The sequence below is a fragment of the Pseudomonas fildesensis genome, assembly GCF_001050345.1.
Taxonomy (GTDB): domain Bacteria; phylum Pseudomonadota; class Gammaproteobacteria; order Pseudomonadales; family Pseudomonadaceae; genus Aquipseudomonas; species Aquipseudomonas fildesensis.
Genome location: NZ_LFMW01000025.1, coordinates 24173 through 48917 on the forward strand (window position 1 = coordinate 24173; position 24745 = coordinate 48917).

Genomic DNA, 24745 nt, shown 5'->3' on the forward strand with positions numbered 1-24745 from the left:
GGGCATCAAAACATCGGTGGGTACTTCAGACCTTCCCTAAGGAAACGGTTTGTGCGTCTCCTGCATCAGAGGGCCTGTCAGAAGTCAGAAGGGACGCTGCTGGTCATGTCCTGCTTTTTGTGTCGTTTTCGAACGTAGGTCTTTGCAAACTTGATGCAAAGGGACTTATCTTTTGAAGCAGTAACCTTCCAGTGGTCGTATGTCCTGTGGCGGGTAATGTGCCATGGGTGGTTCATAAGGGCTGGTACGCTAGCCGAAAGAGTTATTTCAATAGGGGCTTTATGCTTAATACACCTTTTTCGCCTTGGCCAAGTTTTACCCTTCAGGAAGCTGATGCGGTCCGTGATGTGATTTTGTCTAACAAAGTCAACTACTGGACTGGGCAGGAATGCCGGTTGTTCGAAAAGAGCTTCGCATCTTGGGTGGGATCTACACATGCGGTCGCGCTGGCTAATGGCACGCTTGCATTAGATGTTGCCCTACTGGCGTTGGGTATTGGTAAAGGTGACGAGGTGATTGTTACTCCCCGGACTTTTCTTGCCTCGGTGTCGAGCATCGTGAATGCAGGTGCGATCCCCGTTTTTGCCGAAGTGGATCGAGAGACTCAAAACATCACAGCCGAAACGATTCGCGCTGTACTCACACCGCGGTCGAGAGCAGTTATCTGTGTGCATCTCGCCGGTTGGCCTTGCGACATGGACCCCATCATGACATTGGCCGAGGAGCACGGTCTCAAGGTCATTGAGGATTGTGCTCAGGCGCATGGGGCTCAATACAAGAACCGTTCAGTCGGTTCGATCGGTCACATTGGCGCCTGGTCGTTCTGCCAGGACAAGATCATGACGACTGGCGGGGAGGGTGGGATGGTGACCACCAGTGACCCAGAGTTATGGTCGCGTATGTGGTCTTTCAAGGATCACGGTAAATCCTGGCAAGCGGTCTATGAGCGCGAGCATGCGCCCGGATTTCGGTGGCTGCATGAGAGCTTCGGTACCAACTGGAGAATGATGGAAGTGCAGGGTGTAATTGGGCGTATCCAATTGGACCGGATGGCTGAATGGAGTGTTGCGAGGCAGGAAAATGCTGAGCGCATTTGGCAGACTGCTCGAGCCTTTCCTGGTCTGCGCGTTCCTGACGTGCCTGTGGAAATCAAGCATGCGGCGTACAAATGCTATGTATTTGTCGAGCCTTCCGTGCTGAATGAAGGTTGGTCGCGCGACCGTATTTTGAATGAGATCAACGCACTTGGCGTTCCATGCTTTTCGGGTTCCTGTTCTGAGGTCTATTTGGAAAAGGCCTTTGACGGTACTGACTGGCGGCCGCACTCACGACTGCCCGTTGCTCAAGAACTGGGTGAAACCAGCCTTATGTTTTTGGTACACCCGACGCTGACTGACGCTGAAATCGGTAAGACGTGCGAAGTGCTGGATGAGGTGATGGCCAAGGCTTGTTCATTGATTAGTTGATGTTGTCGCGGGACTAAAGGGCTGCCATTGATTGCTTCATGTGGGTGATAGGGCTCCGTGGGTACGTGTGCAGATCAATAATCTGACTGACCCCGGCTTAGGTGCCAATATATGCTGCGCACTGAAGATTTACCAAGCCAGAATGCGGTCAGGGCCGTACTATGAAAAATGTTGCATCGATCACAGGAGCGGTTTGAGGTGGACGAAGGGGTTATGGAAAGGGTACGGGCATATTTGGTTGCACTGCCGCGTCGGAAGAAAAGGCTGATCCAGGTCGCTACCGATGTATTGGTGGTGTGGTGTGCGCTATGGCTAGCATTTGTCGTTCGCCTCGGCGTGGACGAAATGATCAATCCCTTCTTCGATCATCTCTGGTTGTTTTTGGCTGCGCCTGTAGTTGCGATACCGTTATTCATACGCTTCGGTATGTACCGAGCAGTTATGAGATATTTCGGGAACGATGCGCTCATTGCCATTATCAAGGCTGTCAGTCTGTCAGCGCTGATTTTAGGGGTGGTCGTATACTGGTATAGTAATCATCAGAATATCATTCCCCGCTCTATCGTTTTCAACTACTGGTGGCTCAGTCTTATTATGGTGGGCGGCTTAAGACTGGGGATGCGTCAGTATTTTTTGGGTGATTGGTTTACAGCAACTCAATACGTTCCGTTTGCGAGTCGGGAAGATGGTTTACCTCGAGTTGCCATTTATGGCGCGGGTGCAGCGGGAAACCAACTGGTGGCTGCTCTCAGAATGGGGCGCGTCATGAGGCCTGTCGCGTTTATCGACGATGATGTCAGTATCAGTGATCGCGTTATCTCAGGCCTTCAAGTCTATAAGCCTAAACATATTCAACGGATGATTGATGTCACTGGTGCGCAAGAGATTCTTTTGGCTATTCCTTCATCTAATCGTGCACGCCGACGTGAGGTCCTGGGTTTTCTTGAAGGTTTTCCGCTTCACGTGCGCAGCGTTCCTGGCTTTATGGATCTGGCGAGTGGCCGGGTCAAAGTGGACGATATCCAAGAGGTCGATATCGCCGACTTGCTGGGTCGCGATGCTGTGCCTGCTCAAGAGGAACTGCTGGAACACTGCATCAAGGGGCAGAGCGTTCTGGTGACGGGGGCCGGGGGCTCCATCGGTTCTGAGTTATGTCGACAGATTTTGACGCTTCGCCCGACGACTTTGTTGCTGTTCGAACATAGTGAGTTCAATCTTTACAGTATTCTTTCTGAACTTGAGCAGCGCATCACTCGTGAATCGTTATCGGTGAAACTGCTTCCGATTTTGGGGTCTGTGCGAAATCAGTCCAAACTCCTTGACGTGATGAAAACTTGGCACGTAGATACGGTCTACCATGCCGCTGCGTATAAGCATGTGCCGATGGTCGAACACAATATCGCCGAAGGTGTTCTGAATAACGTCATTGGCACCCTTAATACCGCACAGGCCGCACTGCAGGCAGGCGTTGCCAACTTCGTCCTGATTTCCACGGACAAGGCAGTGCGTCCGACTAACGTGATGGGTAGTACTAAGCGTTTAGCAGAGTTGACACTGCAGGCTCTCAGTCGTGAATTGGCTCCCGTTTTGTTTGGAGACAGGTCTAATATTTCACGCGTTAATAAAACCCGATTTACAATGGTTCGTTTTGGTAATGTTTTAGGATCCTCGGGCTCGGTTATTCCGTTATTCCATAGGCAAATCAAATCGGGTGGTCCGCTTACGGTTACCCACCCGAAAATCACTCGATACTTTATGACTATCCCTGAGGCTGCACAGTTGGTTATCCAGGCGGGTTCCATGGGACAGGGCGGTGACGTATTTGTACTGGACATGGGAGAACCGGTGAAAATCATCGAGTTGGCCGAGAAGATGATTCATCTGTCCGGTCTGAGCATACGCTCAGACAAAAATCTTCACGGTGACATTGCGATTGAATTTACCGGCTTACGTCCTGGCGAGAAGCTTTACGAAGAGTTACTCATCGGTGACAACGTAGTTGCCACCCGGCACCCGATGATTATGAGTGCCAATGAGGATCATCTCCCATGGGAGATACTGAAAGTCAGGTTGGCCGAGTTGCTGGCGGCCGTAGATCAGGACGATTATGTTCGTGTCCGCTTGCTACTGCGCGATACCGTCAGCGGCTATGCTCCCGACGGCGAAATCGTCGACTGGATCTACCAGCAACGCCGTCTGGAGCCGTGAGTTAACACCCTGTTACTCACCCACTTTTGACACCCTCCAAACATCGCCTAAGTTAAGAAAGCAGCTTCGGAAAAGCTGCTTTTCTCCCAACGATGTCATGGAGCGTCACCAATGCAAAACACCTACATCTCCTCCCTAATCTTCGCCTTCCTCACCACCCTCTCCGTAGCCACGACCGCAGCCCCATCAATCAAACCCGAAGCCCCAACCCCCATCACCACCCAAATGACCCAGTCCGAGCCATCCGCTAAGGTCAACCTCAACGCCGCCGACGCCGAAACCTTGCGTCGCGACCTCTTCGGTATCGGCGCCGCCAAAGCCAAGGCGATCATCGCCTACCGCGAAAGCAACGGCCCGTTCACGGCAGTGGATGAATTGTTGGAAGTAAAAGGTATCGGTAAGGCGCTGATGGAGAAAAACCGCGACAGGCTGGAAATCAAATAAGGTCAGGAAGGCCGGTCATCGACCGGCCTTTCCACTCTCTGAAACCTGCGCCTTCAAACTCCCCCGCACTACGTCCATGATGCGCGTCGCCAACTCCGCACTCTCAACACTCCTGGCCAGCACCAACGCCCCCACCAGCGTGGACATCATTACCAGGCTCTGGTCTCCGGCCCCTGGGCGGCCCAAAGCTGCTTCAACCTGTTTCAACCGAGCCCCCAACACCACGTCCGTTGTCGGACTGTGCTGCGCTCTCAACCCCAGTTCCGCCGACATGGTCGGCAGCGGGCGGCCCTGGTCTGGGGTGGTCTGGTGCCATTCCGACAGGTAGCTGTCGATAAACGCTTCCAGCGGGCGCTCCTGGCTGAACAGCATTTCACAATGCGCATCCAGCTCTGCGGCTGCTGTCTGCAGCGCCTTTTCCACCAGTTCGTCCTTGGATTTGAAATGCGCGTAGAACCCGCCATGTGTCAGGTTCAGTGCCTTCATTAATGGCTGGAGGCCGGTTGCGCTGATGCCGTCGCGGCGAAAGCGTACGGAGGCTTCTTTGATTATGCGTTGGTGGGTCTGGGCTTTATGGTCTGGTGAGTAACGCATAGGACTGCCTTGTGAACGTGGCGGCATTTTAACGGAGTTATATCTCTTTACACATCTAGACAATGCAGCGCGCGTTGGCATGGAATGTGGTTACGTCTACAACATGGATTGTTGAACAATCGTGAGGTAGTGATGACGCTCAGCTTGTCTTTAGCCGACCAGATTGCCCTGGAGCTTCGCGCCGATATCATCGGTGGGCGGCTGTTACCTGGAATGGCATTGGTCGAGGTCGAGTTGGTCAAGTCCTACAACGCTTCGCGCAATACGATTCGCGAGGCGTTGCACCGTCTGGGGCAGGAGGGGCTGACTCGGTACGTGCGCAATAAGGGTGTGATGGTCCGTCGGTTGGACCGCGACGAAGTACGTGATCTGTTTGTCGTCCGTCGCACCCTGGAGTTGCAGGCGATCACCCAGAGCGGCCCGTTGACCGATGCTCAATCCGAGCGCATGCAAAATGCTATCGAGGCCACCACCCTGGCCCGCGAGCGCGAGGACTGGCGGGCGGTGGCCACCCACAGCCTGCTGTTTCACCAGCAGATTGTCGGGCTGATGTGTAGCCCGCTGTTCGATGAGTTTTTCGCTCAGGTAATCGCCCAATTGCGTTTGGTGTTTTGCGCCGCGCCCGATGAGCAGCGCTTCCAGTCGCCCTGGCTGGAGCGTGATCGTGAAATATACGAGTTACTGATCCACGGAAATAAACCGGCGGCAGGCGAGGCGATGAGCCTGTACCTGGATGATTCCGAACGCCTCTCGTTAGCCCTGTTTACGCACCCTTGATTGAGGATTCGCCCCATGTATAAAGACTATCCGGCCGCTTACCAGGTCAGTAAAGGCTCTGCGCTGCAGGTCGATACGGCGTTCTACGAGCGCATTCGGGACCGGGCTGATCAGCGCACGTTGATCGAGCAGTTCGAGGTGCCGATTCGCACGGGCAGGGCGTGGAAGGTACCGGCCGGGCATGTGTTCCGCGTGACCACGCCGGTCGGCCCGCAGGTCGGTGACTTCAACGTATGGAACGCCAATGATCCTCGCGAACGCCTATGGGCCGCGCGTACACGCCAGTTGCAGGGCGCGCATGTCAGCACCCATGACCGATTGTGGTCGAACCTGCCATTCCTGCGGCCGTTGGTGACCATTACCGATGACAGCCTGGCAAGCTACGGCATTGATGAACACGGCGGGCGCTTGCACGATCTGCTCGGCACACGCTGCGACCCGTATGTGAACCGCATGCTGACCGGCGAAGACTTTCATCACCATTGCCACTCCAACCTGACCCGTGCGGTATTGCCCCATGGCCTGACGGAGTTTGACGTGCATGACGTGCTGAATATTTTCCAGTGCACCGGCCTCAATCACGACGACATGTACTTCATGAAAGCCTGCCCGGCGCAGAAGGGCGACTACCTGGAGTTCTTCGCTGAGATTGATCTGCTGTGCGCGCTGTCGACGTGCCCGGGTGGGGATTTGTCGCTGCCGATGTGGGGGCCGGACGCGCAGGACCCGCTGACGGTGTGTCGTCCGCTGGGGGTTGAGATCTATAAACTGGAGGAGGTGTTGCTGGAAGGCTGGAGCCAGCCTGAGCGTGCGGCCTATAAGGGGCAGCACGGGTTGCATATTGCCAAGGCGGATTGGGAATAATCGGGGGAAGGGGCTGCTTCGCAGCCCAGCGGGAGCAAGCTCCCTCGCCACAGGGGGCAACTCGCTCAGCGGTCCTGCGCATCCTTTGAGTCTGCCTGCGCATTGCGCTCAGCCACGCGTTTGCGTTGTTCGTCGGTGAGTTCCACCTTGTTGGCGCTGTCACGCAGCATCATCAGCCCACCGACGATCGACCCGATCGCGACCACCATAATCAACCATGCATACCACGGCATAACGCTCTCCTTGAGGCAGATTGCCGTGGGAGAGTTTTCCCACGGTAATAACTGCTTTGAGTTACAGGCTTTCTGAGTAGTTCAGTGTAGGCCTGTTCCGCCTCATAAACCTTAGAGCCCGGTCAACATTGCATCTGCCGGCGCATCGGCGCGGTCTTGGGCGGTCAACTGGAAGTAGATGAAACCTACTGCCATGAAGCCGAGGAAGATCAGCCCGATCAGGGTGTTGAACCAGGCCATGGCCACCAGGCACACCACTGCCAGTACCAGCGCGATACCTGGCACGATTGGGTAGCCGGGGGCGCGGAAAGTGCGTTCCAGCAGCGGCTCGGTCTTACGCAGTTTGAACAGGCTGAGCATGCTCATGATGTACATGACGATGGCGCCGAACACTGCCATGGTGATCATCGCTGCGGTCAGCGTCATGCCGCCCAGGTTGATCAAGCCGTCGCTGTAGATGGCGGCAATGCCGACCACGCCGCCGGCGATGATTGCCCGGTGCGGTGTCTGAAAACGCGACAGTTTGGCGAGGAAAGACGGCAGGTAACCGGCACGGGCCAGGGCAAAGAACTGGCGCGAGTAGCCGAGGATGATGCCGTGGAAGCTGGCGACCAGCCCGAACAGGCCGATCCACACCAGCATGTGCAGCCAGCCGGAGCTTTCACCCACGACGGTTTTCATCGCCTGCGGCAACGGGTCGTTGATGTTGGACAGGGTGCGCCAGTCGCCCACGCCGCCCGCGAAGAACATTACGCCCATCGCCAGGATCACCAGGGTCAGGATGCCGCTGATGTAGGCTCTTGGAATCGTGCGCTTCGGATCTTTCGCTTCTTCGGCCGCCATGGCCGCGCCTTCGATGGCGAGGAAGAACCAGATGGCGAAGGGAATCGCCGCAAACATCCCGGCAATCGCCGGGGGCCCAAAGGTGTCGGAACCGGCCCAGCCATTCAGGGCGAAGTTGCTGAAGCTGAAGGCGGGGGCGACCACGCCCATGAACACCAACAGTTCGGCGACGGCGAGTACGCACACCACCAGTTCGAAGGTGGCGGCGAGTTTCACACCGAGGATGTTCAGGCCCATAAACACGAAGTAGGCGCCGACGGCCGCGTGTTTCGGGTCCAGTGCCGGAAACTGCACATTCAGGTAGGCGCCAATGGCCAGGGCGATGGCGGGCGGGGCGAACACAAATTCGATCAAGGTCGCCAGCCCGGCGATCAAGCCGCCTTTTTCACCAAAGGCGCGGCGGCTGTAGGCAAATGGCCCACCGGCGTGCGGAATGGCGGTAGTCAGTTCGGTGAAACTGAATATAAAGCAGGTGTACATGGCGGCGACCATCAATGAGGTCACCAGAAAGCCCAGCGTACCCGCGACGCCCCAGCCATAGCTCCAACCGAAATACTCGCCGGAAATCACCAGCCCGACGGCAATGCCCCATAAATGCAGGGTGCCCAAGGTGGGTTTGAGTTGTGTGTTCATCGTGTTGCGCTCCCTGAACGGTTTGGAATGATTCAGGTGTTGCAGCGGGCATGCCACTCCACACAATCGTGTCGTAAAGGGGCGCAACTGTCGTCGGGGGGATGGTTTGGCGTTTGAAATTTTCCGGCGTTGCACCAGATAGGTGCGGCGGTGACTGTGCCGGCGCTATCGGGAGCAAGCCCCCTCCCACAGGTTGATCGGCGCTCGGCATGACAACGCGGTCGAGTGTGGGAGGGGGCTTGCTCCCGATAGCGCCCGCCCTGGCACCTGAAATCCCCCCTGTAAACCCCGCATAAACCCACTCTTTACGCCGTCTTTACGCCCCACCCATACCCTCGCTCTCGTTCCTTTACACCACTCCTGCGGACAATTGCCCTACACGCGGCACTCGCCGCAATACGGAGAAACTTCCATGAGCGTTCTGGACGGGGTGTCACTGCTATTGGCCGTGGCGCTGTTCATTTATCTGCTGGTTGCGCTGTTACGCGCGGATCGGAACTAGGAGCAGGCTATGCACAGTTATGACTATTGGCTGATCATCGCCTTCTTTGCCTTGGTGCTGGTGCCGGCACCCTTCCTGGGGCGGTTCTACTACAAGGTGATGGAAGGCCAGCGCACCTGGCTGACGCCGGTCCTTGGCCCGGTCGAGCGCGTGTGCTATCGCATCGCCGGGGTGGATGAGCAGCAGGAACAAAGCTGGCAGAAATACATGCTGGCCTTGCTCGCGTTCAACCTCGCGGGCTTTTTGCTGTTGTTCGCGATTCTGGTGTTCCAGGACTATCTCCCACTGAACCCGCAGAAATTGCCGGGTCAGGAGTGGACCCTGGCCTTCAACACTGCGGTCAGTTTCATGACCAACACCAACTGGCAGGCCTACAGCGGTGAAGCGTCCCTGAGCTACCTCAGCCAGATGGCCGGCCTCACCGTGCAGAACTTCGTCAGTGCAGCCACAGGCCTTGCAGTCCTTGTCGCGCTTTGCCGTGGGATCGGTCGCAAATCCACCCAGACATTGGGCAACTTCTGGGTCGATATGACCCGCGCCACCCTCTACGGCCTGTTGCCGTTGTGCCTGGTGATGGCGCTGTTCCTGGTGTGGCAGGGCGTGCCGCAAACCTTCGCCCATTACGTCGACGCTGTAACGATGCAGGGCGTGGATCAGGTGATCCCCCTGGGCCCGGCGGCCAGCCAGATTGCGATCAAGCAATTGGGCACCAACGGCGGTGGTTTCTTCGGCGTCAACTCGGCGCACCCGTTTGAAGATCCGACCGCCTGGTCCAACCTGTTCGAATTGGCGGCGATCATCCTGATCCCGGTGGCGCTGGTGTTCACCTTCGGCCACTACGTGAAAGACCTGCGCCAAAGCCGCGCGATTCTCGGCTGCATGCTGGCGCTGTTCCTGATCGGTGGCGCGACTTCGCTGTGGGCCGAATACCAGCCTAACCCGACCCTGAACAACCCGGCCGTGGAGCAAGCCGCACCGCTGGAAGGTAAGGAAGCACGCTTCGGTACCACCGGCACCGTGTTGTGGTCGGTGACCACTACGGCGGCGTCCAACGGTTCGGTCAACGGCATGCACGACAGCCTCAGCCCCCTCAGCGGGATGGTTGCACTGGTCAACATGATGGTCGGCGAAGTGATCTTCGGCGGCGTCGGTGCCGGCATGTACGGGATGTTGCTCAACGTGTTGATTGCTGTGTTCCTCGCCGGCCTGATGATCGGTCGCACCCCGGAATACCTGGGCAAGAAACTCCAGGCCAAGGAAGTGCAATTGCTGGTGGTGACCTTGCTGGTGATGCCGGTGGGCGTGCTGGTACTGGGTGCCATCGCCGCGAGCCTGCCTGGCCCGGCCGGTGCCATCAGCAACCCTGGCCCCCACGGGTTCAGCCAGTTGCTCTACGCCTACACCTCGGCCAGTGCCAACAACGGTTCGGCGTTCGGCGGCTTCGGCGCCAACACCCCGTTCCATAACTTGATGCTGGGCCTGGGCATGTTGATCGGCCGCTTCGGCTACATCCTCCCGGTACTGGCCCTGGCCGGCAGCCTGGCGATGAAAAAGACCGCACCGATCGGCCAGAACAGCTTCCCGACCCACGGCCCGCTGTTTGTGACCCTGTTGACCGTGACCATTTTGCTGGTGGGCGGCCTGACCTTCCTGCCGACGCTGGCGTTAGGCCCCATCGCTGAACACCTGAGCATGGGCTTCTAAGAGGGGATATGAAAATGAATATGCCTGCAAAAAACGCGGCCCCGGTCAAACACCAGGAGCCCACCAAAACCGCCATCTCCGCCCTGTGGCGCCCGGCGCTGGTCCAGGCGTTCGTCAAGCTCGACCCACGCCAACTGAAGCGCTCGCCGGTGATGCTGGTGGTTGAACTGACCGCCATCCTGACCACCGTGCTGTGCTTCGTGCCCGACGCCACCGTGCCAACATTCGTCGCCGTGCAAATCGCTGTGTGGCTGTGGTTCACCGTGCTGTTCGCCAACTTCGCCGAAGCCTTGGCCGAAGGTCGCGGCAAGGCCCGCGCCGACAGCCTCAAGGCCGGCAGCGAAGGCCTGAGTGCACGTCGCCAGGAAGCCGATGGCAGCTTCAAGGTCGTGCCGGCCACCAGCCTGCGCAAAGGTGATGTGGTGCGCGTCGCCGCCGGGGAAATGATCCCCGGTGACGGCGAAGTCATCGAAGGCATCGCGGCGGTCAACGAAGCGGCGATCACCGGCGAATCTGCCCCGGTGATCCGCGAGTCCGGCGGCGACCGTTCGGCCGTCACCGGCAATACCCGCCTGGTGTCGGACTGGCTGATGATCCGCATCACCGCCAACCCCGGCGAGTCGACACTGGACCGCATGATCGCGTTGGTGGAAGGCGCCAAACGCCAGAAAACCCCCAACGAAGTCGCGCTGGATATCCTGCTGATCGGCCTGACGTTGATCTTCCTGCTGGTGGTGGTGACCCTGCAGCCGTTCGCCCACTTCGCCAATGGCAGCTTGCCGCTGGTGTTCCTGGTCGCACTGCTGGTGACGCTGATTCCTACCACCATTGGCGGCTTGTTGTCGGCCATCGGCATCGCCGGCATGGACCGCCTGGTACGCCTCAATGTGATCGCCAAGTCCGGCCGCGCCGTGGAAGCGGCGGGGGACGTGCATGTGTTGCTGCTGGACAAGACCGGCACCATCACCTTTGGTAACCGTCGCTGTACGGCAGTGGTTGCGGCGCCTGGCGTCAGCGGCCGGGATTTGGCCGAAGGCGCGCTGCTGGCGTCGCTGGCGGATGACACGGCGGAAGGTAAATCCATCGTCGAATACCTGCGCGCCTTGCACCCTCAGGCCGAGCCGTCGCTGGATGAGCTGACCGCTGTGCCGTTCAGCGCGGAAACCCGCTTGTCCGGTGTCGACTATCAGGGCCGCGTGTTCCGTAAAGGCGCGGTGGATTCGCTGCTGGCGTTTATCGGCCAACAACGCCGCGACCTTGCACCTGCGCTGTCGCGGGAAATCGACAAGATCGCCCAGAGCGGTGGCACGCCCTTGCTGGTATGCGCCGATGGCAAGTTGCTCGGTGCGATCCATCTGAAGGACGTGGTCAAGCCCGGCATCCGCGAGCGTTTCGCCGAGCTGCGCAAGCTGGGCATTCGCACCGTGATGGTCACCGGCGACAACCCGCTGACCGCTGCTGCGATTGCCGCTGAAGCGGGCGTGGATGACGTGCTGGCCGAAGCCACCCCGGAGAAAAAACTCGCGCGTATTCGTCATGAACAGAACGACGGTCGCCTGGTTGCGATGTGCGGCGACGGCGCCAACGACGCCCCGGCGCTGGCCCAGGCTGACGTCGGCATGGCGATGAACGACGGTACCCAGGCGGCGCGTGAAGCCGCCAACATGGTCGACCTCGACAGCGACCCCACCAAGTTGCTGGACGTGGTGCAGATCGGCAAGGAATTGCTGGTGACCCGTGGCGCGCTGACCACCTTCTCCATCGCCAACGACGTGGCCAAGTACTTCGCGATCCTGCCGGCGCTGTTTGCCTCGATCTATCCGCAACTGGGCGTGCTCAACGTGATGCACCTGCAGAGCCCGCAGAGCGCGATCCTGTCGGCCATCGTGTTCAACGCGCTGATCATCGTGGTGCTGATTCCGCTGGCGCTGCGTGGCGTGCGGGTGCAAGCGGCGAGTGCGGCAGCGTTGCTGCGTCGCAACCTGCTGATCTACGGGGTGGGCGGGCTGCTGGTGCCGTTCGTGGGCATCAAGGCGATCGACATGCTGCTGACAGCGCTGCACCTGGTGTAACCCGATTTTTCTTTTTGTGGCGAGGGAGCTTGCTCCCGTTGGACCGCGCAGCGGTCCCGAGCTTTACGGCTGCTACGCAGCCTAACGGGAGCAAGCTCCCTCGCCACATGGGTTTCTCAATTGATTGAGGATTTTAATATGACTAACACTATCCGCCCGGCCCTGAGCCTGCTGGTACTCATGACCCTGATCACCGGCGTCGCTTACCCGTTGGTGGTCACCGGCGTCGCGCAAGTCGCGTTCCCGAGCCAAGCCAATGGCAGCCTGGTACGTGATGACAGCGGCAAGGTGCGCGGCTCCAGCCTGATAGCCCAGGACTTTACCGGTGACAGCTGGTTTCACCCGCGTCCTTCGGCCGGCGCTTTCGCAACCGTTTCCAGCGGCGCCAGTAACCTGGGCCCAAGCAACCCGGCGTTGGCCACCCGTGTGTTCGACGATGCCAACAAGCAGCTGGTACCTGGCCAGGGGCCGGTGCCATTGGTTTCGCTGACTACCTCCGGCAGCGGTCTTGATCCACACTTGCCACCACAGGCGATTGCCTATCAACTGGCCCGGGTGGCCGCCGCGCGCAATCTGCCGGTGTCGACCCTGCAACGTTTGCTGGATGAGCACATCGAAAGCCCGCTGGTAGGCCCGCCTGTAGTCAACGTACTGGCACTGAACATGGCCCTGGAAAAACTCTGAACCCCCTGTAGGCGCCGGCAAGCCGGCGCCTACAGGTTTTTGATTGACTCTTGAAGGATCACCGCATGAGCGACTCCGGCCGCGCCGATGCCCTGTTAGCCGATCTGCCCCGGAACGGCCGTGGCCGGCTCAAAGTTTTCCTCGGCGCCGCGCCTGGTGTGGGCAAGACCTACGCCATGCTCCAGGCGGCCCACACCCAGTTGCGCCAGGGCGCCAAGTTGATCGCCGGTGTGGTCGAAACCCACGGCCGCGCAGAGACCGAAGCCTTGCTCAGCGGCCTGCCGCAACAGCCGTTGCTGCGTACGGAATACCGCGGCGTGATGCTCGAAGAAATGGACCTCGACGGCCTGCTCGCCGCCAAGCCCAAGCTGGTGCTGGTCGACGAACTGGCCCACAGCAACGCCCCCGGAAGCCGGCATGAAAAGCGCTGGCAGGACATTCAGGAACTGCTCGCCGCCGGCATCAACGTGTTCACCACGGTCAACGTCCAGCACCTGGAAAGCCTCAATGATCAGGTACGTGGCATCACCGGGGTACAGGTGCGTGAAACCCTGCCGGACTGGGTGTTGCAGGAAGCTGACGAACTGCTGCTGATCGACCTGCCGTCCCGCGAGCTGCTTGAGCGTCTGCGCGACGGCAAAGTCTACGTGCCGGAACAGGCCCGTGCGGCGATCGATGCGTTCTTCACCCAGACCAACTTGATGGCCCTGCGCGAACTGGCGATGCAAACCGCCGCTGCCCATGTCGACGACGATTTGGCCCAAGGCTACCGCCAACTCGGGCAAGCGGCGCCCGCGGTGCGCGGTCGTTTGCTGGTAGGCGTGGATGGCGATACGCAAGCCGAGCGCCTGGTGCGCCACGCCAGCCGCGTGGCCCAGCGTCGGCATTTGCCGTGGAGCCTGGTGCATATCGACAACGGCCGCGCGCGGGATGAGCAGTCGCGCCTGCGTCTGCAAAACGCCCAGCAACTCGCCGAACGCCTGGGCGGCGAGGTGGTGTTGCTGCGCGCGGGCGAGGTGGCCAAGACGCTGATCCAGCACGCCGCCGAACGCCGCGCCAGCCTGGTATTGGTGGGGCAGTCGCGGATGAGCTGGCGGCGTCGGTTATTCGGTGGCGGTCTGGCCGCGCGCCTGTTGCGCAACGCGCGCGGCCTGGAAATCAACGTTCTCGACAGTGACGATATCCCCGCGCCACCACGCTTGCCGGAGGTGCGCGGCCTGGTGTGGTTCGATTACGCCCTGGCCGTGGTGGCGACCGTCGTTGCGGCTGCCGTGGCTTGGGGTGTGTCCAGCGTGTTGCCGTTACCCAATATCTCGCTGGTGTTTCTCGCGGCGGTCTTGCTGGTGGCGGTGCGCAGCAGCCTGGGGCCGTCCCTGGCGTGTTCGGCGTTGTCGTTCCTGACGTACGACTTCCTGTTTATCCCGCCGAGTTTCTCCTTTGCCATCCAGCGTGAAGAAGACGTGCTGACCCTGTTGTTCTTTCTGTTGATGGCGGCGCTGACCGGCAACCTTGCTGCACGCCAGCGTCGCCAATTGCAGGCCTTGCGCGATACACAGGAAGAAACCAGCGAGCTGCTCGACCTGTCGCGCAAACTCACTGCCGCCACCGATCGCCAGGCGGTGATCAGTGCGGCGGCCCATCACCTGGAAGGTTGGAGCGACCTGGACCTGTGCCTGGTCAATCGCGATGGCCATGGCGGCTGGACCGTCGAGACCGGCGGCCCGCTGACCTTCACCGAAGCCGAGCGCGCCGCCGCTGATTGGGCCTGGCAGCACGACCAGCCGGCGGGCAAGGGCACCGGCACCTTGCCGCTCGGGCGCTGGTGGTGGTGGCCGCTGTCGGGCGAAGAAGGGCCGTTGGGCTTGCTGGGTGTCAGCGCGAAACCGGGTACGGAGTTGAGCGGCCAACGCCGTCGCCTGCTGACCGCGTTGAGCCAGCCGCTGGCCCAGGCCTTGGCGCGCGCGCAACTGGCGCAGGAGCTGGAATCCGCGCGCCTGCACGGTGAAACCGAGCAACTGCGCAGCGCCTTGCTCGCGTCGGTGTCTCACGATTTGCGTACGCCGTTGACCTCCATGCGCGGCAGTATCGACAGCCTGCTGGCGCTGGGCGAAGCCATCCCGCTGGAGGATCGCCGCGAGTTGCTGGAAGGCACCCGCGATGAAGCCGAACGCCTCGACCGCTATATCCAGAACCTGCTCGACATGACACGCCTCGGCCACGGAGCGCTGAAGCTGGCGCGGGATTGGGTGTCGCCCGGCGATATCGTCGGCAGTGCCCTCGGCCGTTTGCGTGCGGTGCTGGCGCCGTTGCAGGTGAGTACCGAGGTGCCGCCTGAGCTGCCGTTGCTGTATGTGCACGCGGCATTGATCGAGCAAGCGTTGGTCAATGTGCTGGAAAACGCCGCGCGCTTTTCACCGCCTCAGGGCCGCTTGCAGTTGAGTGCAGGTGTGTCGGACAACCAGTTGTTTTTCGCCGTGGCCGACGAGGGGCCGGGGATTCCCGAGGAGGAACGCGCGAAGATTTTCGACATGTTCTACACCGCCGCCCGTGGTGATCGGGGCGGGCAGGGCACAGGCCTTGGATTGGCGATTTGCCAGGGTATGGTCGGTGCGCATGGTGGGCATATCAGCGTTGCCGAAGGCATCGAAGGGCGCGGCACCTGCATCACTTTGTTCCTGCCATTGCAGGCTCAGCCTGACCTGGAACATAACCTGTAGGCGCGAGGGTGATCTGGTCCTTGCTCGCGAAGATCTTTAACGATAATGATGGCAACCTGAATGAACGCGGTGCCCTTGGGTTTTTCGCGAGCAAGGGCTAGCCGCCCGCCTCGCTACTACAATGATTTTTTCACGGATTTTGATTGGAAACCATGAGCCAGACCGCGACGATTTTGGTCATTGATGACGAACCGCAGATCCGCAAGTTTTTGCGCATCAGCCTGGCCTCCCAGGGCTACAAAGTAATCGAGGCAGGTAGCGGTAACGAAGGCCTGGCCCAGGCAGCCTTGAGCAAACCCGATTTGCTGGTGCTCGACCTCGGCCTGCCGGATATGGACGGTCAGCAAGTGCTGCGCGAGTTTCGTGAATGGTCGACGGTACCGGTGCTGGTGCTGTCGGTACGGGCCAGCGAAGTACAAAAGGTTGAAGCCCTCGACAACGGCGCCAACGACTATGTCACCAAACCCTTTGGCATCCAGGAGTTTCTCGCCCGCGTGCGCGCATTGCTGCGCCAGGCGCCGGCGGGTGAGGCGCAGGAAGCCGCGTTGAGTTTCGGCCCGCTGACGGTGGACCTGGCCTATCGCCGAGTCCTGCTGGACGGTGCCGAGGTGGCGCTGACTCGCAAGGAATACGCGGTGCTGGCGCAATTGGCACGCCATCCTGGCCGGGTGATTACACAGCAGCAGTTGCTCAAGGATATTTGGGGGCCGACCCATACCGAGGACAGCCATTACTTGCGCATCGTGGTGGGGCATCTGCGCCAGAAACTGGCGGATGATCCGACTCAGCCACGGTTTATCGTGACCGAAGCGGGCGTGGGGTATCGGTTGTTGAGTGTTTAGACGCGTTGGAATGCATATCCCTGTGGGAGCCGGGCAAGCCCTAACGCCGCTCAGTTAAGGGTGGGCGCCGAACCTGTGGCGAGGGAGCTTGCTCCCGTTGGACTGCGTAGCAGTCCCATCTTCGGGTCCGCTTCGCGGCCCAACGGGACGGTGCGGCGATCCGACAAGCTCTTATCAAACTTAAAATAACTTACTGATTTTAAAGGGTTAAAATTTCACCCTAAAGTTTTGAGTCTTGCATAAACACTTTCAGGCGAGCGCATTCTTGTGGTGAGCGGGCTTGTCCCGCGTTGGGCTGCGCAGCAGCCCCAAAACCAGGCGCAGAGGAGTGCCCGATACACTGCATTCGTCTTCATCAGGGGCGCTTCGCACCCCAACGCGGGACAAGCCCGCTCGCCACAGAGGTCCCAGTTTGCTGCGCGACAGCGCGGCGTCGAAGACGGGGTGGGGCCCCCTCGCCACAGGTACACTGCGTGACCATAACTGATCGGCACTAGGGCTTGCCCGCGATGAGGCCGGTGTGGTCACCGAAGAGCTCATTGCTGCTCACTTTCATACCGATCCAACGTATCACTGGCAATCTCGCGCCCCAGGGCGATCAACTCTGGCGCCTTGTAAAACTCGAAAAATCGGCACACCCGCTTCGGCACGTTGATCAACACGTCCGGCGGATAGCCGGCGATCTTGTACTGCGCAAGCGAGGTCTGCATCACCTCGAAACTCTGGTTGATCAAATCCAGCAGCGATGCCGGCCCGACGTTATCGATGATGAACGACCCAGTGGCCGACTTCGGCGCACCGGCCTTTTCCGGCGCAGCGGCGGGTTGCTGGGATTCGGGTTCGGCGGAGTCCAGCCACGGGTTGATCTCGGCCGCCTGGGCCTGCAAGGCTTCCTGCTCCAGCTTCAACAGCTGCTCGGCCTGCTTGCGACGAAACGGCAAGTGCGAACCCAATGACTTCGCCAGGTTGTTGAAGCGACTCTTGAAAGCCGGCGGACGCGGGATCACGGGCAGTTGGTAGTGTTTCTGGTTGGTGGCATTGAGGTTCACCGCGATGATCAAGTCGCAGTGGCTCGACACCACGGGCACGATGGGCAGCGGGTTGAGCAGGCCGCCGTCCACCAGCATGCGGTTGCCCTGCATCACCGGAGTGAACAGGCTGGGAATCGCCGCCGAGGCACGCATGGCCTGGTGCAGGCAGCCTTCCTGGAACCAGATTTCCTGCTGGTTGGTGAGGTCGGTGGCCACGGCGGTGTAGGGGATGCGCAGTTCTTCAATGTTGATCTCGCCGACGATCTTGCGAATCTGCCCGAAGACCTTTTCGCCGCGAATGGCACCCAAGCGAAAGCTCACGTCGACCAGGCGCAAGACATCGAGGTAGTCGAGGCTTTCAATCCAGTTTCGATACTCGTCGAGTTTGCCCGCGGCATAGATCCCGCCCACCACGGCGCCCATCGAACAACCAGCGATACACGCGATGTCGTAACCGCGCCGCTCGATCTCCTCGATCACCCCGATATGGGCGTAGCCCCGGGCCCCGCCGGAGCCTAGCACCAAGGCAACACGCTTCTTCATGGTCGATGTCCTTCGTTACGCGGGTGCCCACAATGCACCCAATACGGGGGCTGCTTCAATCTTCGCTGAAAGTGCGCAATATTTTTCCAGAATAGCCAGGCTGGTCGGGTATGCTCTGGCTGTAAGCGGTTTTGATTTCAGGCTGTCGGACAAGGCACTTTTTCTTGTAGGCAACGTCTACACCGTACGACTGTTTTTCTTTTTTTGAGGTGTCATCGATGAAAGCCTGGATGTGTGTGCCTGTGATCATGTTGGCTTTGGCCGGTTGTGCCGGGAAAACCGCGTACCGCGACAGTTGCGGCAGCCAATTGGATGCCGCCTGGAAAGAGCTGGACCTGGCCAAGGCCGAAGGTTTTGCCGGCACCGTGAGTTACTCAAAAGCCCTGTCCCTGTTGACCGGTGCCAAGACCCAGCAACAATTTGAAGCGTTCGAAGGCTGCTTCAACAAGGCCGAGAAGGCGCGGTTCTATATTCGTGAGTCTCGCGCCGGGCGCTAACCCATAGCGGCAGGTAGGATTTTTCAACGGAAAGTGAGGGCGGAATGTCAGCTTTGGTCGATCAGTTAGTCGCTCAAGTTATTGGCCTGGAAGTAGGGTTACTGAGCTGCCAAGCTCGCCTCGCCGCCGTCACCGACGATGAAGCCTTGCATGATCTGCGCACCACCGTGCGGCGCCTGCGCAGCCTGTTGCGCCCCTTGCGCGGGCTGCCCGGTGTCGAACAACTTGAATTGGCCGCCAGCACGGTCGGCCAATTGACCACCCCGTTGCGGGATCGTGAAGTGCTGGCGGCCTATCTGCACCAGCATGGCCATCACGAAGCCGCAGACCGCCGTCTGCGCCTGCAACCGGATGCCTATCGCCACGTAGCGCAAAGCCCGGAGCTGGCGCACCTGCTGCAAATCCTCGATGCCTTCCCACGGTTTATCCGTGCCTCACAACACCAGAAACTGCTCAAGGGCCTGCGTGCGCGCATCGAGAAACGTCTGGCCAAGCAATGGCAGAAACTCGACGACGCCTTGAAGGACCCCGACCACGATCGCCACCGTCTGCGGTTGCTGATCAAGCGCGTGCGCTACGCCGCCGAGGCCTACCCCGAGTTGGATAAGCTCCCCGCCAACGCCATGTCACGCCTCAAGAATGCCCAAGCTGCACTGGGTGATTGGCACGACTGCTGGCAATGGCTGGCCCAGGCTGAACACCAGGCTGATCTGCAGCCCTGTGTCGCGGTATGGCATCGCACCATGGCTAAAGCCGAAGGGCAGGCGGATCGCGTGCTGGACAAACTCAGCACCGGTTGTTTCTAAGGCTATTCCCCATCTTTGTAGGAGCCGGCTTGCCGGCGAAAAACGTCCAGACACCGCGTGTATCCTGATTCGCTGCATCATCGTTAACGACCATCGTCGGCAAGCCAGGCTCTACCGGTCCGGTTTTTGGCCGGAATAGGCGCTGTGCCCTGGCGGGCGCGATGGTTAAGATCCCCCATCGGTTTTCTTGATGTGAGGTCGCCATGCGCTTTAGTGATTTGCTCGACGCTGCCCGTAGCAACCCGCTGGATGTCACCATCCCCGCCGAATGGGCACAGGGACGCGCCACGTTTGGCGGCTTGGTTGCCGCCCTGCAATACGAAGCCCTGCGCGCCCAAGTGCCCGCCGACCGCCCATTGCGTTCGCTGGCGATCACCTTTGTTGGCCCGGTAGCACCCGATGTACCCGCCCGTTATCAAGTCGAAGTGCTCCGCGAAGGCAAGGCAGTCAGCCAATTGCTCGGCCGAGTGGTGCAGAACGGTGAAGTGGCGACACTGGTCCAGGCCAGTTTTGGCGCGTCTCGTGAGTCGGAAATCGACGTGGCGAGCGAACCGCCGCCAACGTTCAAACACTGGGATGAGTGCCAGGAACTGCCCTATATCAAGGGCGTCACACCCGAATTCATGCGCCACCTGGCGATGCGCTGGAGTGTCGGCGGCCTGCCGTTTACCGGCAGCAAATCCCGCAACATGGGCGGCTGGGTACGCCTGCGGGGGGATGTGAAAGAGGAGCCGCTGACCGAGGCGCATATCCTCGCCCTGGTCGACGCCTGGCCGCCGGCCTTGCTCCCGCACCTGAAGAAACCTGCGCCGGGCAGCACCCTGACCTGGACCATCGAATTCATCCAGCCGCTGCAAAACCTCACCACCCTCGACTGGTGCCAGTACCACGTCAACATCGAACACGCCCGCGACGGCTACGGCCACGCCGCCGCTGCGCTATGGAGCCCAACCGGTGAATTGATCGCCATCAGCCGCCAGACCGTGGTGGTCTTCGCCTGACCCTCAGTGCCGGTTGCGCTGGCGCCAGGCGCGCCACCAGCCACCGCTCAATACAAATCGCGCAAAGGTCACAAACTGCTCGACCACCAAGCGCTGCACCGCGTCGTTACGGTCACTGAACGGCTCACTGGCCTGAGCTTCCAGGCGATGGCCATGACGCTGCAATGCCAGGCCGGCCAAGATGCCGACAACGCCCACGGCAAAACTGGCCAGGCTCAGGCTGAACACACCCGAGACGATCAGCAGAAAGCCGATGACGAACAGCGGTACGGCAATCAGGTGCAGCGCCAGGTTGGTCGGGTGCTGATGGTTCTGCGGGTAGTTACGCCATTGCCAGGCGGGGAGATTGGGATGATGTTTGCCCATGATGGTGAATCCTCTGTCCGTTGAAATAGCTTGGGCAGAGTTTAGGTGGGGGGGGGCGAGGCGGCGAATCAAGGCTGGCTATGGGGGTGATAGCCTTGCCCGGTCGCAGAAGCGCTGCTTATTAGTATCTAAGTGAAAGCTAGCGTCGATTCTTTCCGCGTTTAGTTTGATAAAGTGTCCGTTATATTCGGGGTGGTCGTGGTGTGTACCTTCAGCGTTTAGCGATGTGAAGGTAAGGAAGTTTTTATTATCCGGTTTTCCGTAAAGAAGATAGGAATAACCAGGGTCTGTCTTTGCAGCCAATAGTGCAGTGAAAAGGGGGCCAGTGAAAAGAGTGAAAAGGGGACGGATTTATTTAGAATAAGTAGCGCTAAATTATTTTAAATAAATCCGTCCCCTTTATGCAAGCACGAGGGGCTGCAAGGGCCGAGGTACATAAGAACGGGCATCCGAAGAGGGTTAAGTAAGTGCCATTCAAATCCGTACCCTTTATTCGCAAATAACGCATTCATAGCGTCCATGCGCACAAGAAGCGTATGGCTGATTTTTATTGGTAATGCCTGTTATTTTAAGAATCTTCATCATTACCTCTGATGTAAACGTTAGGGTCGCAAATTGAGATGCTCTGGGCCTTAAATTCGATTAATGAATTTTTGTTGGCAGCCTGGAAGCAGAGCTGACCATCTTCTTTTTTTATTCTTACGTAAAAATTATCTCGGCCGGGTATGTTGAGTATTTTTAGATCGCTAATGCCATAGCAATCAACACCAAGTCTGCAAACGTTGTAACCTTTGTTTTTCCATTTTTCCGGTAGAATGTCTGGGAACTCAGGTATGTCGAACCCAATCCCCAAAGACGGTCGATCATTGTCTATTTGTAAAGAGAAGAGAGTAATTTCTCCTATCTTTACAGGCTGGCTAAAAATTTTTTCAAAGAATATATTTTTATCTAGTTCATTCCAGTGTTTCATTTTTTGTTCCTGAAAAAATAGTGTGCTTGTGTGCCTATGACTTTGCCGTTCCGGGGTTGTTCAATAGGTCGTAAATTGAAGTGTGTTGTTTGGTCTCCAATTCCATCTGCTCTACCGTATTTATGCCCAGCAGAATGATCTTGAATAAGGACTTGTGAGCCATCTTCTCTTGTAAATTGGTATACCCATCGTCTCGATGGGTTGGCCGGTTGCATCGAGTATTTTTTTATCATTCAAATCGGTCATGTTTTCTATTTTGTACTGTGTCGTTCGTCCTGTTTTCGGGTGTGTCATCGCATCTGGGCTCTGATTCATCGGTATATGGGCATCTCTTTTAGCTTGCCTGAAAGCCCCCTTACGAGAAACGTCAGGGGCATCCGGTTCAGTAGGAGTAGCGCAAGCGGGATTTTTCCTTATTGATCCAGGACAATTTGCGCTGAGCCCCAAAGGGTCCACCCATCCCGTCGGGTTGGGCACGTACTGGTACGCATTGATCCCACCCGCCAGCTTCACCGGGTCGCGCGTCAGGTAACGACCAACATCCGGATTGTAGTAGCGATGGCGGTTGTAGTGCAGTCCGCTTTCCTGGTCGAAGTATTGGCCCTGGAAACGTAGCGGGTTGTCGATTTTTCCGATGTCGAGGCGGGCGATTTCGCCGTAGGCGCGGTAGTGGGCGGACCAGACGATTTCACCGTCGGGGGCGGTGAGTTCCTGCGGGGTACCGAGGTGGTCGAGTTGGTAGTGGAAGGGTTTTGTTTCTTTTGGGCCAAATCCTTCCAACAGCGCCAATGGCCGGAAGCTGTTCGGCTCGTAGATGTAGCTGCGATGTCGATCCGCATGATGCTCGGCAATCAGCTTGTCGCCTTGCCAAAAAAACTCCGTGGTGATGCCGTCGACGGTTTTGCTGATACGGCGTCCGAACGGGTCGTAGCGATAGCTCGCGGTTTCCCCGTTGGGCTGGGTTAGGTGGATCAAACGATGCTGGCAGTCGTAGCGGTATTCGGTGATCAGCGCGTGCCCACGGCCGCGCCGCTCGCGGATGAGGTTGCCGAAGGCGTCGTAGTCGTACTGGCGATCGCCCTGGATCATCAGGCGGTTGCCGGCGACGATGTCGGGGCCGGGGCGGTCGAGCATGAGGAGGTTGCCCGCTGGGTTGTGGGCGAAGCGTTCCTGCACGTCTTGCGAGTGGTTGGCGCGGGTCAGGCGGGCGAGGGGGTCGTAGTGGTAGAGGTGTTCGCCTTTGCGGGTGTCGAGGAGGCGGGTGAGATTTCCCGTTTTGTCGTAGTCGTATTGGCGTTGGTAGAGGGTGTGTTGCTGTTGGGTGAGGGTGTGGGCGTGCAGGCGGTTTTGGTCGTCGTGGTGGTAGTGGCTGAGGAGTTGGCCTTGTTGGCGCTGGCGTTCGCGGCCGTTGCTGAATAGATGGGAAGTAAGGGTTTCACCATTCAGTTCGACGGTGGCGAGATGGCCGCCTTTGTCGTGGTTAAACACAAGGCGGTTGTTGTCCGGCAGGCGCAGGTTTTTCAGTTGGCCGCAGGCGTCGTAGCCGTAGCGCAGGGTGCCCCAGCCTTGGTGTTCGGCGGTGAGGCGGTTTTGGACGTCGTATTCGTAGGCTAACGCCCAGTGGCCGTCGTCGACGCTGAGGAGGTTGCCTTGGCGGTCGTAGGTGTATTCAACAATGCTGTCGTCGGGCAGGGTTTTTCGTACGAGCCGTCCGGCGTGGTCTCGCGTGTAACGGGTGACTAGCTGACTGCCATCATCACCGTGTTCAGTCTTCTCTTGCAGGTTGCCGTTGAGATCGTAAACGTAGGCGGTGCGCTGCCCGTCAAAACCGGTTTCCTGTTGGATCAGGCCGTTTGGGTGGTAGTCCAACTTATACGTTTCGCCGATTTCGTTTTCGATCTCGGTGAGCAGCAACCGCACGTTGTCGTAGCGGTAGCTGACCTGGGTGCCATCCGCATTAAGGCGGCGGCTGATCAGGTGCAATCCATCGGCGTATTCGTAGCGGGTGACGTGCCCCAGTTCATCGCGTTCTGCGGTGATTTTTCCGTAGGGGTTGTAGCTGTATTCCCGCGTCGCTCCACCCGGCAATACGACGCGATTTAGCCGGCCAACACTGTCCCACTCATACTGGCTCAGCGCGCCATGTTCGTCCTCACGCGCAACCTGCCGCCCAAGATCGTCATAGCGATAGCGCTTGATCCCGCCATTCGGCAACTGCTCCTCAAGCAACTGCCCGCGCTCATTCCAAACGAGCCGCTGACAACTGTGATCCGGATACCAAACCCCAATCAGCTGCCCATATTTGTTGTAGCTGTAGTCGGTAACCTGTCCATCGGGATCGGTCCTACGCGTAACGTCGCCCTGGTCATTACGCTCGTACTTCCAAACCGCTTCCCCACGCCTAACAACCCGTACGAACCCATTGTCATGCTCGTAAGAGGTCGGCTCATCCTCCCCCGGAAACAGCGCCACCAAGCGCCCGGCTTCGTCGTACTGATACGCCGTCACCGCCCCCAGCGGGTCCTGCTCGACCGTCAGTCGGCCTTTGTCATCGTAGGATTTGAAATGCTCGGCACCGTCAGGATCAATCCGCTGCACCAACCGTGCACGCTGGTCATGAACGTAAACTTCCAGGCTACCATCAGCGTTATGAACGCCAACGCGGCCGTCATCCCCCCAGACATACCGCGTGTCCATCTGCGAAAAACTGGCCCAATGCCGAACACATCGCGCCGCCTTGCCAGACCGTTCCCACGCCCAAAAGAAACTCGCCCCGCCGGCCAACTGCCGTTCAAGAATGACGTGCTGCTCGTCGTACCGATAACCCTCGCTTTCACCTACGGCATTGGTCGCCGAGACCAGTCGTCCAATGTCGTCATAGGCGTAGGAAACAACGTTCTGCTCGGTCACCCAGACGAAAGGTTCATGCCCCGTGGCGCGATGAATCT

The 24745-nt window shown here is 58.9% G+C and carries 22 protein-coding genes; 14 read left to right on the plus strand and 8 right to left on the minus strand.

Translation table 11 applies throughout. The annotated features are described in order from the left end of the window. The first annotated feature begins 281 nt into the window (after positions 1-281). The 3 genes from ACR52_RS26705 to ACR52_RS26715 all read left to right on the plus strand — a co-directional run bounded on the left by ACR52_RS26705 (position 282) and on the right by ACR52_RS26715 (position 4118). A complete protein-coding gene (locus tag ACR52_RS26705) occupies positions 282-1466 on the plus strand; it encodes a DegT/DnrJ/EryC1/StrS family aminotransferase (protein WP_048731101.1) in 1185 nt (394 codons plus the stop codon). 213 nt (positions 1467-1679) lie between these two features. Further along, positions 1680-3674: a polysaccharide biosynthesis protein gene (locus ACR52_RS26710; protein WP_048731129.1), complete on the plus strand. Its 1995-nt coding sequence runs from the start codon at positions 1680-1682 to the stop codon at positions 3672-3674. Positions 3675-3785: 111 nt separating this feature from the next. Further along, positions 3786-4118: a ComEA family DNA-binding protein gene (locus ACR52_RS26715; RefSeq protein ID WP_048731103.1), complete on the plus strand. Its 333-nt coding sequence runs from the start codon at positions 3786-3788 to the stop codon at positions 4116-4118. 15 nt (positions 4119-4133) lie between these two features. Here ACR52_RS26715 and ACR52_RS26720 read toward each other — a convergent pair whose 3' ends face one another. After that, positions 4134-4712: a TetR/AcrR family transcriptional regulator gene (locus ACR52_RS26720; protein ID WP_048731105.1), complete on the minus strand. Its 579-nt coding sequence runs from the start codon at positions 4710-4712 to the stop codon at positions 4134-4136. A gap of 132 nt (positions 4713-4844) precedes the next feature. Here ACR52_RS26720 and ACR52_RS26725 point away from each other — a divergent pair, with 132 nt between their 5' ends. Both ACR52_RS26725 and ACR52_RS26730 read left to right on the plus strand, forming a co-directional pair. After that, positions 4845-5489 (plus strand): GntR family transcriptional regulator, encoded by a 645-nt coding sequence (locus tag ACR52_RS26725; protein WP_048731107.1) that lies wholly within the window; start codon positions 4845-4847, stop codon positions 5487-5489. A gap of 15 nt (positions 5490-5504) precedes the next feature. Continuing rightward, on the plus strand, positions 5505-6353 hold the full coding sequence (locus tag ACR52_RS26730; RefSeq protein WP_048731109.1) for an urea carboxylase-associated family protein: 849 nt from the start codon (positions 5505-5507) through the stop codon (positions 6351-6353). Positions 6354-6418: 65 nt separating this feature from the next. On the opposite strand, the gene ACR52_RS29915 is transcribed toward ACR52_RS26730, so the two are convergent. Both ACR52_RS29915 and eat read right to left on the minus strand, forming a co-directional pair. Then, positions 6419-6586 carry a DUF2897 family protein gene (locus ACR52_RS29915; RefSeq protein ID WP_082143258.1) on the minus strand — a complete coding sequence of 56 codons (168 nt, stop codon included), beginning with the start codon at positions 6584-6586 and terminating at the stop codon, positions 6419-6421. A gap of 111 nt (positions 6587-6697) precedes the next feature. Beyond that, a complete protein-coding gene (gene eat, locus ACR52_RS26735; protein WP_048731110.1) occupies positions 6698-8062 on the minus strand; it encodes an ethanolamine permease in 1365 nt (454 codons plus the stop codon). A gap of 412 nt (positions 8063-8474) precedes the next feature. On the opposite strand from eat, the gene kdpF reads away from it, so the two are divergent. The 6 genes from kdpF (at position 8475) to ACR52_RS26765 (ending at position 16583) form a co-directional block, all read left to right on the plus strand. Further along, positions 8475-8564 (plus strand): K(+)-transporting ATPase subunit F, encoded by a 90-nt coding sequence (gene kdpF, locus ACR52_RS26740; protein WP_003218754.1) that lies wholly within the window; start codon positions 8475-8477, stop codon positions 8562-8564. A 9-nt stretch (positions 8565-8573) separates the two neighbouring features. Continuing rightward, positions 8574-10268 (plus strand): potassium-transporting ATPase subunit KdpA, encoded by a 1695-nt coding sequence (gene kdpA / locus ACR52_RS26745; RefSeq protein WP_048731112.1) that lies wholly within the window; start codon positions 8574-8576, stop codon positions 10266-10268. 14 nt (positions 10269-10282) lie between these two features. Then, the gene (gene kdpB / locus ACR52_RS26750) at positions 10283-12340 is read left to right on the plus strand and encodes a potassium-transporting ATPase subunit KdpB (protein ID WP_173439349.1); all 2058 of its coding nucleotides are present in this window, start codon (positions 10283-10285) and stop codon (positions 12338-12340) included. Between the two features lie 138 nt (positions 12341-12478). Beyond that, positions 12479-13024, plus strand: coding sequence for a potassium-transporting ATPase subunit KdpC (gene kdpC / locus ACR52_RS26755; RefSeq protein ID WP_048731115.1), 546 nt, complete (start codon positions 12479-12481; stop codon positions 13022-13024). A gap of 65 nt (positions 13025-13089) precedes the next feature. Beyond that, entirely contained in the window at positions 13090-15741 is a 2652-nt protein-coding gene (locus ACR52_RS26760; RefSeq protein WP_048731116.1) for a sensor histidine kinase, read from the plus strand. 152 nt (positions 15742-15893) lie between these two features. Further along, positions 15894-16583: a response regulator gene (locus ACR52_RS26765; RefSeq protein WP_048731117.1), complete on the plus strand. Its 690-nt coding sequence runs from the start codon at positions 15894-15896 to the stop codon at positions 16581-16583. A gap of 536 nt (positions 16584-17119) precedes the next feature. On the opposite strand, the gene ACR52_RS26770 is transcribed toward ACR52_RS26765, so the two are convergent. Beyond that, positions 17120-18157: a patatin-like phospholipase family protein gene (locus ACR52_RS26770; RefSeq protein WP_048731119.1), complete on the minus strand. Its 1038-nt coding sequence runs from the start codon at positions 18155-18157 to the stop codon at positions 17120-17122. A 218-nt stretch (positions 18158-18375) separates the two neighbouring features. Between ACR52_RS26770 and ACR52_RS26780 the strand changes: the two genes are divergently transcribed. From ACR52_RS26780 to ACR52_RS26790, 3 genes are all read left to right on the plus strand, one after another. Further along, on the plus strand, positions 18376-18654 hold the full coding sequence (locus ACR52_RS26780) for a hypothetical protein (protein WP_048731122.1): 279 nt from the start codon (positions 18376-18378) through the stop codon (positions 18652-18654). A 44-nt stretch (positions 18655-18698) separates the two neighbouring features. Next, entirely contained in the window at positions 18699-19460 is a 762-nt protein-coding gene (locus ACR52_RS26785; RefSeq protein ID WP_048731123.1) for a CHAD domain-containing protein, read from the plus strand. Between the two features lie 203 nt (positions 19461-19663). Further along, complete coding sequence (locus tag ACR52_RS26790) at positions 19664-20461, plus strand: acyl-CoA thioesterase (protein WP_048731125.1); 798 nt, start codon at positions 19664-19666, stop codon at positions 20459-20461. A 3-nt stretch (positions 20462-20464) separates the two neighbouring features. Here ACR52_RS26790 and ACR52_RS26795 read toward each other — a convergent pair whose 3' ends face one another. The 4 genes from ACR52_RS26795 to ACR52_RS26805 all read right to left on the minus strand — a co-directional run. Continuing rightward, positions 20465-20827 (minus strand): Mpo1-like protein, encoded by a 363-nt coding sequence (locus ACR52_RS26795; RefSeq protein WP_048731126.1) that lies wholly within the window; start codon positions 20825-20827, stop codon positions 20465-20467. A gap of 568 nt (positions 20828-21395) precedes the next feature. Next, entirely contained in the window at positions 21396-21797 is a 402-nt protein-coding gene (locus ACR52_RS26800) for an Imm50 family immunity protein (RefSeq protein ID WP_048731128.1), read from the minus strand. After that, the gene (locus ACR52_RS29920; protein WP_082143259.1) at positions 21794-22030 is read right to left on the minus strand and encodes an HNH/endonuclease VII fold putative polymorphic toxin; all 237 of its coding nucleotides are present in this window, start codon (positions 22028-22030) and stop codon (positions 21794-21796) included. The genes ACR52_RS26800 and ACR52_RS29920 overlap by 4 nt, the downstream gene beginning before the upstream one ends. Beyond that, on the minus strand, positions 21918-24745 hold a 2828-nt coding region (locus ACR52_RS26805; RefSeq protein WP_236692205.1), incomplete at its 5' end, for an RHS repeat-associated core domain-containing protein. The genes ACR52_RS26805 and ACR52_RS29920, both read right to left, overlap by 113 nt.